Here is a 17,127-nt window from a genome sequence, read left to right as displayed (position 1 = left end):
GAGAGTAGAGTTTCGAGAGTAGAGAATCGAGATTAGAGATTAGAGATTAGAGATTAGAGATTAGAGATTCGAGACTAGGGTTTTGAGAGTAGGGTTTCGAGAGTAGAGAAAGGGCAGAGGGTGATAGCGTGATGAAGGGTAGTCACGCTATCTTTTTCTCGCTTCTCGCTTCTCGCTTCTCGCTTCTCGCTTCTCGCTTCTCGCTTCTCGCTTCTCGCGATCTAAGACTTACTTCCTCAATCCATCTAAACGTTTAATGTGCTCTGGGAAAATCGCGCAACAGCCGCCGACGACGTTTGAACCTGCATCCAACCAGGTTTGCACGAACTCGGCGTATTCTTCTGAAGACAGATCGCGCACTGTAGTCAGGGTGTTATTGGCTTCATGCGCGTCTTTGATCACGGTAAACCCGTTAGCGTAGGCGCCAAGGGAGATATTCGCGCCCAGTGCGTCGATGTTGTGCTTCGCAACGTCGATGGCGCCGAGCATCACTTCAGGTTGAGAGCAGTTAAACAGGATACCATCGACATTGCACTCGCAGGCACTCTGTACTGCTTCTTCAACAGGCTCACCCGAACGCAAGCGTGGAATATCTGTGTCGGTTTCTAGCACTGAAAATGCGAAAAAGGCTGGCTTATCGGAACGCTCAAGGACAGAAAACATGGTGTTGAATTCCGCAATCGAACCGATGGTTTCCGCGATCCAGAAATCGACATGTGGTGCTTGTGCGTCGATAAGGGTATTCAAGATAGGCGTGGCTTTTTCTGCATCGAACAGATCAGGACGATAAGAGCCCAGAACAGGGGGAATGCAACCCGCGACTTTTACCGCGCCAATGCCCTCTTGCTGAGACGCACTCTCTTGCACAGCTGCGCGGGCGATTTTGGCGGCTTTTTCTGCCAACGCTGCACCTTGCGATTGGTACAGTTCATCACCCAAATGGAAAGGTACGCAGGCGTAGCTATTGACCGTGATGACATCGCATCCCGCTTCAATGAAATTCTTGTGTGCTTGAGACACAAACTCTGGCGCTTCAATCAGCGCTTGTGCGCTCCAAAGTGGTTGAGAAAATGGCGCACCAATTCGCTGCAACTCTCGGCCCATGCCGCCATCCAATAGAACAAACATCACTTACATCCTTTTACGTCACACGGTGCTCGAATGGCCTTTCACTTATCATTCTGATTTTTATGATTTATAGGGTCTGGCTGTATCGAATCGGAATCGGGGCATTACATTTCTTGCAGCCCATTTTTCGAGCAAGATTACCTTGTGAAACGGCTAAGATAAAGCAGATTTATTGTTGGCCATAAAGCTCCGCCAGATAGAACCAAAAACGTTTTACTTCTGGCTTCACATTGTGCCTGTTTCGATAGAGCAAAATCCTCAGTTCGACAGGGGGGAGCTTGTCATCAATCAGCACTAATTTTCCGTCTTCGAGTTCTTGCGTGATCAAGCTAGAAGGTAGCCATGTCGCGCCAAATCCTTGCACAGCCATCGCTTTCAATCCTTCTGCCATTTCATTCTCACACACCACCTGATATCGATAGTGTGAGGGCAGCACGCTGAGCGCTTGCTCCTTGACGAGTTCGCCGAGGTAAGTGTCATCAGGAAACGCCAACAAACGGCAGGGTTCATTTACATCGAGTCGGTGCATGGGGTCGCCTTGCTCATTGGGAGCAGATACGGCCACTAAGGTATCCCGTCCGACCTGAATGCAGAGTTGACTCTTTTTGTGTTGTGGCGTGTTGAGGGTGTTGGAAGAAAACGTCAGCAAGAAATCCCCAGAACCGGCCATGAAGGTTTCATTGAGGGCATGAAGGTTGCCCGGCACCAATTTCACCATCGCATTGTCGATGAGGGGGCTCAGGGTTTGAATCCAGCTTGGGAAGAACGAAATCGCGGTGGAATGTTGAGATAAAAAGACCAAAGAGCGGGCGTTTTTCTGCTCATGAAGTTGGTCGCGCACACCATGAATGTCATTGACGATCCGTTTGGCGCTTTCAGTGAAGCTTTCGCCTGCCTCGGTAAAGCGGGTTGGAAGTGTATCCCGGTTCACCAACGCCACCCCTAACCAATTCTCAAGTGAACGAATGCGCCGGCTAAATGCTGGTTGTGTCACATAGCGTGCTTCTGCTGCTTTTGAAAAACTGCCGTGTTCAGACAGTGCGATGAAATCGAGTAACCATTTTAATTCCATTAAACCAACCTGTTAGCGTCCTGCTCGTTGAGATATGCAAAAAAGTAACTGCCGCTTGTTCAATATGTGTATTGGCGAGGTTTGCGTCCGTCCCACAGGATTATTGTTGCAAATATGTTTCCTGCTCGTTTACTCAATTTAGGGACAAAAGACTATGCATTTATCTCGCTTTCCTCGACTGCAATTTGCTCACCTTGCAACGCCGCTCGAGCCAATGACGCGCTTATCTGAAGCGCTTGGTGGTCCAACGCTTTGGATTAAACGTGATGACTGTACCGGCCTTGCTGGTGGCGGTAACAAAACACGTAAGTTGGAATTTTTGATGGCAGATGCCATTGCGGCCGGGGCTGACACCATTATCACCCAAGGCGCGACGCAATCTAACCATGCTCGCCAAACCGCGGCCATTGCGACCAAGTGCGGCATGGATTGTCACATTCTGCTGGAAGATCGCACCAGCTCGGAAGACCCCGACTACGTGCTAAATGGCAACGTGATGCTTAATCAACTCTTCGGTGCAACGTTAGCGAAATACCCCGGTGGCACCGACATGAATGCGGCGATGGAAGACGTTGCTGCGACACTGCGCGCCGAAGGAAAAACGCCATACATCATCCCCGGTGGTGGCTCGAACCCGATTGGTGCGCTGGGTTATGTCAATTGTGCATTAGAGCTTCTTACCCAAGCCAATGACATGGCACTACGCATTGATCACTTGGTGCACGCGACAGGCTCTGCGGGCACACAAGCGGGCTTGGTCACAGGCTTGGTAGCCAGCAACAGCCAAATCCCTCTGCTGGGTATTGGTGTGCGTGTGCCGCAAGAACAGCAAGAAGCGAACGTGTTCGCGTTGGCAGAACGTACCTGCGACTTGTTGGGCATTTCCGGCACGGTTAAGCGTGAAAATGTGCGCGCAAACTGTAACTACGTGGGCGAAGGCTACGGCATTCCTGCGGAAAGCACGATTGAAGCGATCTCCATGTTCGCCAAATACGAAGGCATCTTGCTTGACCCTGTTTACTCGGGCAAAGGCGGCGCTGGCCTGATTGATTTGATCCGCAACGGCACCTTCAAGAAAGGCGAAAACGTCGTGTTCCTTCACACAGGCGGCGGTCAAGCACTGCCGGGATACCGTGATGCCTTTGGGTTTGATAGCTACTGCTAACCCGCTTTGATTCTGGTGATGCCACCAGAAACGCATGTCACACAACGGAAAAGAGACATGTCGCTAAAGATGTTCAAAACAAAGATCACTACCCAAACAAGCGATATGTAACCCAAAAGAGTCGGTGATTGTCGACATTCATGCATCGTCACTGACTCTGATTATCTTCGTTGGAACGGATACCCAGCCAACGTTGTTAGAGTGAAGAAAGGTACAGCCATGGAAATGCTAAAACGCGCAGAGCGCGAAGCGGAAGTGCAAACTGATGACGAGCGCATTCAACATGTCGTGAAAGAAATCCTCGCCAAAATCCGTCGCGAAGGCACGAGTGCCGTTGAGCAATATGCCAAACAATTTGATAACTGGCAGGGCGATTTCGTTCTGTCTGATGAAAAAAGAGCCGCGTTGATAGCCTCAGTACCTCAGCGCGTGAAAGACGACATTGATTTTGCCCACCGTCAGGTGCGCCGCTTTGCCGAAGCGCAACGCGCCAGTTTGACCGAATTTGACATTCAGAGTGAAAACGGGGTGGAGCTAAGTCAGCGTGTCATCCCTGTTGATTGTGCAGGTTGTTATGTGCCGGGCGGGCGCTACGCCCATGCAGCATCTGCCATTATGAGCGTCGCGACAGCAAAAGCCGCGGGTGTGCCGACGGTGATTGCCTGTTCACCGCCCCGTGGCGACAGCATCAATGCTGCGGTGGTTTACGCCATGGATGTGGCAGGCGCAGACATCATTCTAGAAATGGGCGGGGTGCACGCCATCGCAACCATGGCGTTTGGTCTGTATACCGGGCAATCTGCCGACATATTAGTGGGGCCGGGGAACGCATACGTCGCTGAAGCCAAGCGATTATTGTTCGGTGAAGTCGGTATCGACGTGTTTGCGGGCCCAACGGAATCCGCCGTGATTGCGGATGAGACCGCCGACCCTATGACCATCGCCGTCGATTTGGTGTCTCAAGCCGAACATGGTCCGAACTCCCCGGTATGGCTATTCACCACAAGCCGTGAGGTTGGTGAAAAGGTCATCGAGATCATCCCAAGCGTGATTGCCGACATGCCAAATGCGGATGTGTGTGAAGCCGCGTGGCGCGATCATGGTGTCGTTATCTTGTGTGATGATCGTGAAGAAATGGCGAAGGTCAGCGATGAATGGGCATGTGAGCACGTGCAGGTTCAAGCGGCGGATCTTCCTTGGTGGAAAGGACGACTGCGTAACTACGGTTCGCTGTTCCTTGGCGAGGGCAGCACGGTGACCCATGGCGACAAATGCGCGGGCACCAATCATATTTTGCCGACAAAAAAAGCGGCGCGTTACAGCGGCGGCTTGAACGTTCAGAAATTCCTCAAAATTCTCACCACCCAAGAACTCAGTGCCGATGCGAACATGACGTTCAGCACCGCAGGTTCGCGGATTTCTCGCACCGAAGGCATGGAAGGGCACGCACGTGCTTGTGATTGGCGCTTAACTAAGTATTTCCCAGATACCGAATGGGATTTCGATGTGTATCAGCAAGCGCGATACGACTAATGATTCAAGGACGGACCGAACGGTCATGGCTGGAGGCAGGTGAATGTTGATGTTTAAGAAATCCTTTACGCAGCAAATGCCGATCCCCGAAGGGGCGATTGCGAGTGCGGTAGAAGTGATGCGTACAGGCCGTCTTCATCGATATAACACGCTGGATGGCGAGTTAAGCGAAACGGATTTGCTCGAAAAGCAATTTGCTGACTATTTAGGCGTGAAGTACTGCTTGAGCTGCGCATCTGGCGGGTATGCCATCTACATCGCCCTGCTGTGTGTGGGCGTGAAAGCGGGTGAAAAGGTGTTGTGTAATGCCTTCACCTTGGCGCCTGTCCCCGGTGCCATCACCAATGCGGGGGGTGAACCTGTGTTGGTGGAAACCACCGCAGAGTTAACCATCGACCTGAATGACTTAGCACGCAAAGCCTCTCAGCCTGACGTGCGGTATTTATTGCTTTCCCATATGCGTGGGCATGTAGCGGACATGAATGCCATCATGGACATTTGTGATAGTTACGGCGTCACGTTAATTGAAGATTGTGCACATACCATGGGCGCAAAATGGCGCGGGAAAGCGAGCGGTACGTTTGGCAAAGTGGCGTGCTTTAGCGCGCAGACTTATAAGCACATCAACGCCGGTGAGGGGGGCTTTCTCGTCACGAATGATGATGGTGTGATGGCGAAAGCCATCATCTACTCAGGCTCATACATGTTGTTCGATCAGCACCCCACGCTGCCGCCTAAAGAACGGTTTGATGAAGTGGCGTGTTCAACACCCAACTACAGCGGGCGAATGGACAACCTGCGTGCCGCTATACTTCGCCCGCAATTGGCGCGATTAGACCGACAGTGCAAGCGTTGGAATTCCCTCTATGCCGCGATGGCTGAAGCCCTTTCTTGGCTCCCAGGCGTGGTATTGCCCAAGCGTTCTGATGACGAAGCATTCGTCGGCAGTTCCATTCAATTTTCATTTCCTGATTTGCCCACAGAATGTTTTCCCGCCTTTGTCAGAGGCTGTCAAAAACACGGGGTGACCCTGAAATGGGTGGGTGCACCTGAGCCTTCGGGTTACAGCAGTAAGTTCAATCACTGGCAATATTTATCGCCGCCCACACCGTTGCCGCAAACCGAAAAGGTGCTCTCAACCTTAATCGATATGCGCATTCCACTGACATTTGAAGAAAGCGATGCGGAAGTTATCGCTCAAATCATGTCCGATGTTCTGAAAGAAATACAGTAAACCGAACCAAGGCTATACAGCCAATCAGCTACACACGCGGTGCAGCGCCGCGATGTGCAGGGATGCCATTCATTCACGGATGTTTTTCACGAAAAGAGGTAAAGGATATGACGCTTAAAAAATGGACCAAGTATCTTGCTATTTCCTGTCTTGCTCTTCCAGTGCTTGTCAGCGCCAAAACCATGAAGGTCGGCATGGGCGACCCTATCAACTCAGACCAAGGTGCGTATGCTACGCGCTTTAAAGAGTTGGTGGAGTTTTATTCAGGTGGCGATATCAAAGTAAAACTCTATCCAAACGGCGCGCTAGGCAGCGAAACTGAAATGGTGCAAAACACGCGCCTCGGTTCGCTCGACATGGCGCTGATTGGCATTGGTAACTTAACGCCGTTTTCGAAAAAACTCGGTGCGTTAACCATGCCATACCTGATCACCAACTCATCCGATGCGGTGAAGATCACCACGGGTGAACTCGGTGCATATTGGGCGGAATTGGCAAAGAAAGAAGCGGGTGTCGATATTCTGGGTTGGACTTACTCCAATTTCCGCCACCTGACGAATTCCAAACGTCCTGTTAAGAACATGGAAGACGTAAAAGGGCTGAAAATACGCGTACCTCAAAACAGCATCATGCTGAAATCATGGGAAGTGTTTGGCGCGAACCCTATTGCGATGGCGTGGACAGAAACCTTCACCGCACTGCAACAGAAAGTGGTTGATGGGCAAGACAACCCCTACATCGTAAACAACACCATGAAATTCTATGAAGTTCAGCCTTATCTCACCGAAGTGCACCACCAGTACTCTCTTCAACCTTTGGTCATGGGGGCGCGTACGTTTGGGAAGTTAAAACCTGAGCAACAAGAAATCCTATTGAAAGCCGGTCTTGAAGCGCAGCAATACGCCCTTGTTTTCCAAATGACAGAAGCGGAAAACGCCAAGCAAAACATGATTGCCAATGGCGTTGAAGTGTTCACCTTGGAAGATGAAGATAAGTGGATTAAAGCTGCTAAAGAGCAAGTGTGGCCTGAGTTCTATGACGATATTGGCGGCAAAGCCAGCTTCGACAATGTGCTAGAGAAAATGCAGTAAGTTGGCAGCTTAACTCGCAGTAACAGACCCTAGCGACAATTCAGAAACAACAGGGGCGGTAACGTCCCTGAATAGGACTGGCTTATGCTCTCATTTTTCAAGAAGTTGGATAAGTTCGAAAGCTATGCGTGCCAAGCCTTACTGTGTTTGTTCGTCACGCTTTTGTTCATTCAGGTGATTCTGCGTGTGGTGTTCAACTACGGCATTCCTTGGAGTGAAGAACTTTCCCGATTTGCCTTTGTGTGGTTTGTGTTTCTCGGCGCATCTTACGCAGCAAGGCTCTCCGCCCACAACCGCGTCACCTTCCACCTAAAATGGTTTCCGCATCGTGTCCGCGTTAGCGTGGAATTACTCGCCGATATGCTGTGGATTGTCTTCAACACCTTGATGACGATTAAAAGCATCGAAGTCATTGAAAGCTTGATGGAATTTACCTTCCTTTCACCTGCACTCGAATGGTCAATGGCCTTCTTGTATTTCATCTTCCCGATTTCTTTCACCTTGACGTCCATTCGGATCATTCAGGTGAACTACATGAAGTTGGTGATGGGGGTGGAATTCCACGATGTGGATGACGTGAAAGTCGATTAAACAGGCTCACACATTGAGCGCCGCAATCAGGCCTTGGTGGGGAGAATTCGCGTGTCCCTATTCCCACAGGGATCAGCCTGTATTGCCATCAATATGAAAGGAGCCATTCATGGCAGCTTCTGTTGTACTTTTTAGTTCTTTCTTTGGGCTTCTGCTGATCGGCGCGCCCATTGTCATCGCACTGGGTGGCTCAGCCATGCTGGTGTATCTCCTCTCCGGTGAAGATTACATCTCGCTGGTACAAACTGCATGGAACGCCGTTGATTCCTTTCCGATCATGGCATTGCCTGCATTCATTTTGTCTGGCGCACTCATGCAAGCGTCGGGCATCTCTCGTCGATTGGTGCATATTGCTGAACTCTTGGCGGGGCCAATGGCGGGGGGCTTAGGCTTTTCAGCGATCTTAGCAAGTATGTTCTTTGGTGCGATTTCAGGCTCTGGCCCTGCAACCACAGCCGCCGTGGGTATGTTGATGATCCCTGCGTTAGCGGATAAGGGGTACAACAAAGGCTATGCCGCTGCGTTGACCGCTTCATCAGGCGGGCTAGGGGTGGTGATTCCGCCGAGTATTCCCATGGTGATTTACGGCGTGACCGCCAGTGAGTCTATCGGGAAGCTGTTCATCGCAGGGGTGATCCCCGGCGTGATGCTGGCGGGTGGTTTGATGATTGCAAACTACATGATCAGCAAGAAAAACGGTTATGTCGGCGCGTCAGAAACACAACCCGGTGAACTGGGTAAAGCCTGCAAAGACGGCATTTGGTCGATCCTCGCGCCTTTGGTCATTCTTGGCGGTATTTACTCTGGTTTATTCACGCCAACGGAAGCTGCCGTCGTGTCCGTTTTCTACACCTTGTTCGTCGGCAAATTCATTCACCGTGAACTGACCTTGGACGGGCTAAAAGAATCGCTGAGTTCGACCACATGGCTGACAGGCCGCGTGTTGATCATCATGTTTGCAGCCACGGCATTTGGACGCATTCTGGTGGAGAACGATACGCCGGCGGCTATCGCCAGTTCCTTGTTGGCACTGACAGACAGCTTGGCGTTGATTTGGCTGGTGGTGATTCTGTTTCTGATTTTGATCGGCATGTTCATGGAAACCTTGGCGACCATCATGATTGTCACGCCTGTGTTGCTGCCTGTGATGGTGCAACTGGGGGTTGATCCGATTCACTTTGGCGTGGTCTTGGTGTGTTGCTGTGAAATTGGTTTTTCGACGCCACCGCTCGGCGAAAACATGTTTATCAGCTCCAGTATTGCCAAGGTAACGATAGAGGAGATATCGGTGAAAGCACTGCCATTCGTCTTTGTCGAAATACTCGTGGTGTTCTTAATGAGTTACTTCCCCGATACCGTGCTTTGGCTGCCCAGCTTGATGGGGTATTAGCGAATGTTGAGGCGGCAAACAGTGCAATCTAATGGCATAGAGAGGAATGGAAACCGTGGAAAAAACTGAACAAACCGTTGGTATTCTCGGTGGCATGGGGCCTGATGCCACCGTTGATCTGATGCAACGCATCATCAACGCCACCCCCGCGAAAGATGATGCTGACCATATCCGATTGCTGGTGGATAACGACCCCAAAGTGCCATCGCGGATTAAAGCGCTGATCGAGAAAACGGGTGAATCGCCTGGGCCCTACATGGCAAAAATGGCGCAGGGGCTTGAAGCCTCTGGCGCCAATTTTCTCATCATTCCCTGCAATACTGCCCACAAGTATTTTGATGATGTGGTTAACGCGGTGGAGGTGCCTGTGGTGAATCTTTTAGATATCGCCGCCGCGCACGTAAAGCGCACATTGCCTGAGGCTACCTGCATTGGCTTATTGGCATCCACGGCGGTAAAAATCACCGATTTGTATGCGCCCGCCTGTCACGAACAAGGGCTAGAGGTGCTGTTCCCCGAACCTGTTTGGCAGGACGGTGTGATGTCGTTGATTCGCGCTGTTAAAGCCAATTCAGGCACCAGCTCCATGTGCAGTGTGCTTAATATTGCCGCTGAATCCCTTCGCGATCAGGGAGCGGATTGCATCTTGATTGCCTGCACGGAATTGTCTGTGGTATCCAACCACCTAGAAACGTCATTACCTGTGTTTGATGCCGCGCAAATATTGGCCGAGCATGTGGTGGAGAGGGTGAAAGGGTAGCGCCGCGGATGCATATCCGCGCATTATTTCCGGTAATGGCTTAAGAAAAACGACGCGGTCTCTTGGGCCAACACCCGTCCTTTTTCTTCGCTGATTGGCTGACATGCGCCAATGAGTTGCGGCCAAAATGCACTGCCTTTAATCAGGTTATGAAGCTGAGAGCGCGCTTGTTCGATGTTATCCATCGCGAGCGTTTTTTTTTCTTGTTGTGCCACTAACCAGGTATGCAATGCCGTGTCTTCTTTCGACATGTTTTTCATCTGTTCTTGCAGCGCGTCGGGTTGGAAGAGGAAGTGGCCGATACCCACTTTCGCCATATCTAAATACGCGGGTTTAGAGAAGACAAGGATCTCTTGATAGAGCAAAGTGGTGAGCTGTTCTTCAAGGGGCAGTTCAACAAGTTGTTCGAGGGTATCGGCGGTGATGGCGCTCTTCCAAAGCACTGACAGCAACTCCATCACAAGTGCTTCTTTCGACGCGAAGTGATTGTACACGGTGCGCTTGGAGACATTTGCCAGCGCAGCGAGCTTATCCATGCTGGTGTTTTGCACCCCGTACTCATGAAAGGCCTGCCTTGCTGCACAAAGGATTGCTTCGCGTTTTAATTCACTGCGTGTTTTTTTCTTTTCTATCATCACGTTAGTCGCCAACACCCAAATTAACCAAATCTATTTTACACTAACCGGTTTACTTTTCATTCGATAATTGTAAACTACACCGAGTAGTTTACATAATGCTCCATCATTTTTTGTTGTTGTAATGACGAGCTTCACTCACTTTTTAAACCAGCGTGGACGGTATGCAGAATCCAGTTTTAGAACGCCAAGTTGTTAAGAAATCGCTTTTTGCCGCCCGTTTGTTAACCGTAGTAGGAGCCATCACAATGAGCTGTTCATTGACGTCATGTTCAACACAAGAACAAGAAACCCCGCGTTATCCCGACAAGTTTGTAAACAGTGATCCGACTTTGAATGCGCCTGAAAACGTATTCGAAATCATCAAAGCGTATTTTACGGCAGAACGTAAAAATCCAACGCCGACGTTTGCATTGCCTGTACGCAGCATCACTGCAGAGCAATTATTGAATGAAGAAAGTGATGTGGTTTATCGCTTGGGTCACTCCAGTGTGCTTATGAAACTGGATGGAAAGCTTGTGATGGCCGACCCTGTGTTCAGTGAGCGTGCATCACCCGTGCAGTTTTTTGGGCCGAAGCGCTTTCACGAAACGCCTATTTCGCTAGAAGCGCTGCCTGATATAGATGTGGTGGTGATCAGTCATGACCATTACGATCACCTTGATAAGCATTCTGTGAAAACCTTGGAAAGCAAAGTCGGCATGTTCTTGGTGCCACTGAAAGTGGGTCAAACTCTGCGCGAATGGGGCGTGTCAGCCGATAAAATCACCGAGCTAGATTGGTGGGAATCCAAAACGGTCAATGGCATTGCTTATACATTGACGCCGACGCAGCACTTTTCCGGTCGCGGTTTAACGGATCGCGACTCGACGCTATGGGGGAGTTGGGTCATTGAATCTTCTGAGAAAAAGGTCTATTTCAGTGGTGATTCTGGATACTTTGAAGGCTTTAAAGAGATTGGTGAGCGCTTCGGTCCGTTTGATCTGACCATGATTGAAACCGGCGCGTACAATACCTTGTGGTCGCATATCCATATGTTCCCTGAACAAAGCGTACAGGCACACATTGACCTTAACGGAAAAGTGATGATGCCCATTCACAACAGTACGTTTGATTTGTCGATGCACGATTGGGATGAGCCGTTGGAGAAATCACTGCGCATTGCCAACGAGCGAGGCGTGACATTGGTGAGTCCTGAAATTGGTCAGCGTCTAGAAGTGGGTGAAGTGCTGCCGGTTGTGAACTGGTGGAATAACCCCTTGGCAGACTAATTCATGGGTGTGGTGGAGCAGTATCGGTGGAGCGATGAGGATGAGTATTGCAGGCGTGAAAAAGGGATGCATTGCCCTGTCTTTCGTGGTTGTGGGTTTTGCGCAAAGCGCTTTTGCCGCGACAACAACAGAACGCATTGAACATGACGTGATGTACCTGATAAGCCAGATGGAACAGGCGGATTGCACCTTTGTGCGAAACGGTAAAACGTATACCAATCTTGAGGCCGCAGAGCATCTTCGGAATAAATGGGATTACGCCAAGGATGACGTTGAATCGACAACCATGTTCATTGATGAGGTCGCATCAAAAAGTTGGTTCACGGGAAAGGCGTACAAGGTAAAATGCGGCGGTGAAGAGGTCACTAGCAAGGTGTGGTTAACGAAGAAACTGGCTGAGAAAACACCCGCAGAACAGCATTGATTCAACGACTGAGTATACGACTTATGGACAGTTGGTCAGCGTGGCGCTAATCACCTGCGGTGGGAACATAAAAGCATGCGCATTTCGCTAGTACGCTTCCATGTTCCCAAAGACTCACGAACTATGATTCAACAGTATCTGCAGCACCCTTATTTCCGACAAACATGAGCGTAATACAGACAACAGCGTAAACCGTACCGATCGGCCAGAACAACAAGGTGATGGCGCAGAAAATGCCCGCTGGCAGCTTCTTATCACCAAATGCGCCCCAACATCCCAATCCTCCAATGACTAAGCCTGCTATACCAAACGCTGAGAAGAGTGCGCCCCCTGCATTAATGCCTTCTGATGCAAAAACGCTGTTGAATAATTCCCCTCCGCCAATAAACAGTATGCCAGAGAGTACCGTGAGTACGCCGCCCAATCCCAAAAGTACGCGTAAAAACATGTTCATATTCTAGTAATCCATTGTGTTTAGTTATTTTCCCTTTTGCTTTTTATGGGCTGATGTTTCAGCCAAGAAAAGCAGACTGCTAAATGAGCAATAACTGCACCAAATAGGAAAGTAGTTAACACGTTGAACAATAGGGAGTATTTACTCAGTAGACTTTTAGGCAGGTGAAATGTTGCTTAAATGCTGGCGAAAAATTGCCTTATTGGGCAATAACTTGCTTCGATATAAGACGATTGCCTCAATAAGTACGCATCACTGTGAGGATATTTTTTTGTCACGTTTGAACATGACCCAAAGACAAAACAGCGTGAACAAAGTGACGAGGCCCACCAAATACCATGCCCATGATAATCCGAAGATTTCAATCGCAAACCCCATCAGCAATGGACACAGCGCAATCCCTGCGTTGTTCGCAATAACAGAGAGAGACACATACCGCCCGAGGTGAGTCTCTGGCACCAACTCGGAAAGGTAAGCGTCACCATTGGTGACTTCGAGGATCTCACTGGCTGTGATGATCATTATTGCGAACCCCATCATTAATAACGTCGGCATAAGCCCAATCATCATATAGCCCAAACCGTATCCGGATATGGCGATCATGAGGTTGTTGATGGGGTGCGTTTTGGCGGTGAGCGAGGTCAATATCGTGGTGAAACCAAGTACCGCCAGTGCGTTGATCATCAAAATCAGTCCGTAATACCGTGCGCCATCATCAGCAAAGCTTTCAGCCATTTGTAAGGGCAAAGTAAAGGTGATTTGGGCATAGCAAAAACTGACACAGACATTGACGGCCAAGAAGAAGGCGATTTGTATTTTATCCGGCTTGAGCGTGTTTTCTGTCGCGCCATTCTCACGCGATTCTTGGGATGACGCTTTGTCTGGTTTGGGTTTTTTCCCCGTGGTTTTCTTGATGAGCGAGGCGAGCAGAAAGGCGGCAATGAGGGTAGTGGCTGCATCACCCCAATAGAGCCATTGGTAATAGTCGAGCAAAAGAAATCCAGCGATTAAAGGCCCAATGGCGTGCCCCACGTTAAACGCGAGATAAGACAGCGACAGGGCGTAGCGTTTAGATTCGCGGTTTGTCGAGCACAATGATAATAATGCAGCACGCATGGCAGGTCGCATCACGCCGAGCGCCACGCTGGAGAGCGCGATAAAGACGATGGAGAGAGTGTCGTATGCGAACAGCCCAGCTGCGATGACACTGGCGGCAGAAAAGGCTTCGCTTATCGCCATCAAGGTTAGGCGGTTGAAGGTATCGGCGAGATATCCCCCTAGCACGCTGCCCAGCATGCCTCCGATGGACACGATGAAAACCGTCATTCCCGCATCGGCCGGGGAGAGGGAGAGTTTCTGTGTCAAAATCAGTGCATAGACGGGCAGCACAAAGGTGCCGCCAGCAATGATGAATCGTGCTACTGCGATCATCCAAATGGCAGGATCAAGCGCCAGATAGGGTTGAAAGTGATGTAGAAAACCTGAAGCGTTTTTCTTCATGTCGGCTTAGGAGAGGGCGTTTGCCATCTCAGCGCGATGACAATAAAACATTGATCCCCAAGCCGCCTAGCAAGGTGCCTGAAATGGCATTAATCCCGTTCATGAGTCGGCGGTTCTGACTGAATTTTTCTAAAGACACAGAGACCATCACCGTCAGGAAAGAGAACCAGCAAATGGCGATCAATGCATGAATGGTCACCAGCGAATACGCCGCAACAAATGATACGTTGCCCGCATCAATAAATTGCGGAAACGCAGCGATGTAAAACAGGGAAACTTTTGGGTTAAAGGCATTGGTGACAAGGCCTTCTATATACCAGGTTGCTTTCTGTTTGAGCGAAAAAGAAGGGTGAGAAATGGGTGTGTGTTCAGGCCGTTGAATGGAATCCGTTTCGTTATTTTCTGCGCTCGCAGTTTGTTTTTCGAAAAGTTTCTTCAGGCATTTCACGCCAAGAAAAATCAAATAACTTCCACCTGCAATTTTGATCCAGCCGTACAAGAGGGGCGATTGCATAATAAGCAGGGACAAACCAAAGACGGTAAGTGTGCCATGCACGTAAAAAGCGGTGGCGATGCCCGCGACATTGTAATAGCCAGAAATGCGCCCAAAGCTTGGCACATTCTTGATGATCAGCAAGCCGTTTGGACCAGGGGAAACCACCATTAAGCCGACGACCATGGCGAAAAGTAAACTGTTAGACCCATCCATGTGTGTGTTTATCCTTGCTTTAAATGTGTCATTTTGTCCTCGGCAATCGCGAAATGACCTTTATCGACCATACATTCTGGGCATACCCAATCGTCAGGTAAATCGGTGAAAGGCAGGGCATGATCTGAATCATCGTATTGATAACCACATACTGAACATTCATGAATCATGTCTTTTTCCTTCTTGATGATGACAAGTTGATGGTCCATCAATGCGTGAATGGCTTCTACATCGAAAATGTATCCGTCCGCTTCTACCTCTTCTTCTAGCTCTGCCAGCGAGAAAGAATCCATTCGATTCAGTAATGCCAACACCCATTGATGCTCGGGGTCGATGTCTATGCTGCCACTGGCGAAGAAAACGCGCAGGTTTTCGGTGTCCAGCATCAAAAACTGATTTCTGCCAACTTCAAGGCGCGTGGTGTAAGACACCTCATCGGGCGAGTTTCTCAGTGACTGTTCAAGGCTAATGGGCGCAGGCGGCTGCTCTTGGATGAAAGGGATGACATGTTGTTCAAACAGGGATTCTGCAAGGCTAGGATCATCACGAAACGCTTGGGCGATGTTTTCTAGCGAGTTGGCGATTACCTTAGAGATATGCTCGCTAAACTCGGTGTCGTGGCAATTGACGGCTTGTCGCAACTGTTCGGTGTAGGGGTGGAGTGTTTCAGAAAAGGTAACGAACAAGTCACGGTTACGCAGATTGAGGGTGGAGAACGTAAAGTGAAGTGAATTGTCGTCCAATGCGACGGCTTTGTGGCCTGTCCCACGAGGAATATAAAGCACGTTTCCCGGCTCTAAGATGCAATCGGTTAAGTGGTCACATTCTGTTAGCAACGTACTCGGACGATAGGTTTCCCCTTCATAGGGGCGATAGGCGCTGCGTGACTCCACCATCCAATGTTTGCTGCCTTCAAGTTGGACGATGTACACATCTTGATCGTCGTAGTGCAGATCTAATGCTTCACCCTGTGCAGGCGTCCAATAGGCATTGCAGTTGGTGGGGCACAAAAATTGTTGGCTGAGCAATCGGCAAATATTGGCAACCGCAGGTAGCTTTTGCTGTAAATCGTTCAGCACGATGGTGTAGCCGCCTTTGAAAGCATCAAGCAGCATGGCATCAGACGGCGGTTGTTGCGACAGAGTGGGGTCGGCATTGTCTTTTTTGGCAATGCGGATATCTCCCCACTCGTGCAGATAGGTTTGAATAAGATGATCCAGCGAGAACCCGTTAATTAAGGTGCTTATTAGCAAAGGATTGGCGGTGCGGAACACGTAAGGGTGTTTATCGAAATATTGCTGATAAAACACCTCCACCAACGGGATACCAAGAACATTAGAATGGGTGCACTTAAAGTTCAATGTCTTCTCTTTCTAGTTCGATTTTAGTTAATTCATTGAAATCACAAAGGCGGTCTTCGAACATCTGGTAGAAGAAATCCTTATTGTTTCCACGCGACGCGTAATCTTCAAAAATCTCAGCGGAATAATTGATGTGTTTGGCTTCATCTCGGATGAGGGAATCAGAGAATTTCTTCAGTCTAGCGTGGCTTTCTTCGGGGGCGTGTTTCAGTAATGCATCTCGTACCATATATTGCAGTACCAATGCCCGAATTTCTGTTATATGCACTTGCACCAGTTCATTGATGGACGCCAATTCAAAGAGTCGTTCCTCCTCAGGGACTTTGGCGATGTCAGGGTGCTGCGTCGGTGTGAATTTTGGCTGCATGTCTTCAATTTTGGATAAAGTGTCCTGATCCAAATCGAGACCGGGGTACACCAAATTAAGCATTGAAATAAACATGGTGGAATGCCGCGATTCATCCAGCGCATGTTGTCTTACGCGGCGGGCGTATTCGTCATTATCGAGTTGGTTGGAAAAGTTCCAGATTTGTTGTGCGCCATACCCTTCAAGGCAAGAATTGGCGACAAGCTGATTCGCGAACCATTCGCCATCGTCTGAAAGTTCCGCATAACGCTTTGCGAAAATTGATTTGGCGAAAACAGGCTGATGGGTATCAAATGCGTGCTTTAGGATCGCGTTGTAGAGCGGGTATTGTCTCGCCTGAACATGCTTGAGTTCACCGAGAACATTAGATGCAAGGTTAGATGAACGAGCCATAATCGTTTCCCTTTCTTGTCAATCAGTCGGCAGGATCAACACGAAAAAA

At 49.5% G+C, this 17,127-nt stretch carries 17 protein-coding genes; 9 read left to right on the top strand and 8 right to left on the bottom strand.

What is annotated here, in order from left to right:
• Positions 1-228: 228 nt before the first annotated feature.
• On the bottom strand, positions 229-1,128 hold the full coding sequence (locus tag EQP46_RS01700; RefSeq protein WP_129491995.1) for a homocysteine S-methyltransferase family protein: 900 nt from the start codon (positions 1,126-1,128) through the stop codon (positions 229-231).
• 169 nt (positions 1,129-1,297) lie between these two features.
• On the bottom strand, positions 1,298-2,200 hold the full coding sequence (locus EQP46_RS01695; protein ID WP_129491994.1) for a LysR family transcriptional regulator: 903 nt from the start codon (positions 2,198-2,200) through the stop codon (positions 1,298-1,300).
• Positions 2,201-2,354: 154 nt separating this feature from the next.
• On the opposite strand from EQP46_RS01695, the gene cuyA reads away from it, so the two are divergent.
• From cuyA to cuyB, 7 genes are all read left to right on the top strand, one after another.
• Complete coding sequence (gene cuyA, locus EQP46_RS01690) at positions 2,355-3,365, top strand: D-cysteate sulfo-lyase (protein WP_129491993.1); 1,011 nt, start codon at positions 2,355-2,357, stop codon at positions 3,363-3,365.
• Between the two features lie 219 nt (positions 3,366-3,584).
• Positions 3,585-4,898, top strand: a complete 1,314-nt coding sequence (hisD, locus tag EQP46_RS01685; protein WP_129491992.1) for a histidinol dehydrogenase — start codon at positions 3,585-3,587, stop codon at positions 4,896-4,898.
• 49 nt (positions 4,899-4,947) lie between these two features.
• On the top strand, positions 4,948-6,132 hold the full coding sequence (locus EQP46_RS01680) for a DegT/DnrJ/EryC1/StrS family aminotransferase (RefSeq protein WP_240671595.1): 1,185 nt from the start codon (positions 4,948-4,950) through the stop codon (positions 6,130-6,132).
• A gap of 107 nt (positions 6,133-6,239) precedes the next feature.
• Positions 6,240-7,223, top strand: coding sequence for a TRAP transporter substrate-binding protein (locus EQP46_RS01675; RefSeq protein WP_129491990.1), 984 nt, complete (start codon positions 6,240-6,242; stop codon positions 7,221-7,223).
• A gap of 84 nt (positions 7,224-7,307) precedes the next feature.
• Positions 7,308-7,814 (top strand): TRAP transporter small permease, encoded by a 507-nt coding sequence (locus EQP46_RS01670; RefSeq protein WP_129491989.1) that lies wholly within the window; start codon positions 7,308-7,310, stop codon positions 7,812-7,814.
• Positions 7,815-7,923: 109 nt separating this feature from the next.
• Entirely contained in the window at positions 7,924-9,204 is a 1,281-nt protein-coding gene (locus EQP46_RS01665) for a TRAP transporter large permease (protein ID WP_129491988.1), read from the top strand.
• 46 nt (positions 9,205-9,250) lie between these two features.
• Positions 9,251-9,964, top strand: a complete 714-nt coding sequence (gene cuyB, locus EQP46_RS01660) for a cysteate racemase (protein WP_129491987.1) — start codon at positions 9,251-9,253, stop codon at positions 9,962-9,964.
• Between the two features lie 23 nt (positions 9,965-9,987).
• On the opposite strand, the gene EQP46_RS01655 is transcribed toward cuyB, so the two are convergent.
• The gene (locus tag EQP46_RS01655) at positions 9,988-10,599 is read right to left on the bottom strand and encodes a TetR/AcrR family transcriptional regulator (RefSeq protein ID WP_129491986.1); all 612 of its coding nucleotides are present in this window, start codon (positions 10,597-10,599) and stop codon (positions 9,988-9,990) included.
• Positions 10,600-10,847: 248 nt separating this feature from the next.
• On the opposite strand from EQP46_RS01655, the gene EQP46_RS01650 reads away from it, so the two are divergent.
• On the top strand, positions 10,848-11,870 hold the full coding sequence (locus tag EQP46_RS01650) for an MBL fold metallo-hydrolase (protein WP_129491985.1): 1,023 nt from the start codon (positions 10,848-10,850) through the stop codon (positions 11,868-11,870).
• Positions 11,871-11,910: 40 nt separating this feature from the next.
• Complete coding sequence (locus EQP46_RS01645; RefSeq protein ID WP_129491984.1) at positions 11,911-12,294, top strand: DUF5329 family protein; 384 nt, start codon at positions 11,911-11,913, stop codon at positions 12,292-12,294.
• Between the two features lie 121 nt (positions 12,295-12,415).
• Here EQP46_RS01645 and EQP46_RS01640 read toward each other — a convergent pair whose 3' ends face one another.
• The 5 genes from EQP46_RS01640 to EQP46_RS01620 all read right to left on the bottom strand — a co-directional run bounded on the left by EQP46_RS01640 (position 12,416) and on the right by EQP46_RS01620 (position 17,078).
• Positions 12,416-12,748 carry a hypothetical protein gene (locus tag EQP46_RS01640; protein ID WP_240671593.1) on the bottom strand — a complete coding sequence of 111 codons (333 nt, stop codon included), beginning with the start codon at positions 12,746-12,748 and terminating at the stop codon, positions 12,416-12,418.
• A 252-nt stretch (positions 12,749-13,000) separates the two neighbouring features.
• Positions 13,001-14,248 (bottom strand): MFS transporter, encoded by a 1,248-nt coding sequence (locus EQP46_RS01635; RefSeq protein WP_129491983.1) that lies wholly within the window; start codon positions 14,246-14,248, stop codon positions 13,001-13,003.
• A gap of 28 nt (positions 14,249-14,276) precedes the next feature.
• A complete protein-coding gene (locus EQP46_RS01630) occupies positions 14,277-14,957 on the bottom strand; it encodes a LysE family translocator (RefSeq protein WP_129491982.1) in 681 nt (226 codons plus the stop codon).
• Between the two features lie 8 nt (positions 14,958-14,965).
• The gene (locus tag EQP46_RS24590; RefSeq protein ID WP_129491981.1) at positions 14,966-16,318 is read right to left on the bottom strand and encodes a JmjC domain-containing protein; all 1,353 of its coding nucleotides are present in this window, start codon (positions 16,316-16,318) and stop codon (positions 14,966-14,968) included.
• Positions 16,308-17,078: a hypothetical protein gene (locus EQP46_RS01620; protein WP_129491980.1), complete on the bottom strand. Its 771-nt coding sequence runs from the start codon at positions 17,076-17,078 to the stop codon at positions 16,308-16,310. Before EQP46_RS01620 ends, EQP46_RS24590 begins: the two co-directional genes overlap by 11 nt.
• Positions 17,079-17,127 lie beyond the last annotated feature (49 nt).

This window comes from Enterovibrio baiacu (assembly GCF_004120195.1).
GTDB classification, from domain to species: domain Bacteria; phylum Pseudomonadota; class Gammaproteobacteria; order Enterobacterales; family Vibrionaceae; genus Enterovibrio; species Enterovibrio baiacui.
The sequence above is the reverse complement of the archived record's forward strand: the minus strand, read 5'-3'. Positions and strand labels throughout refer to the sequence as shown.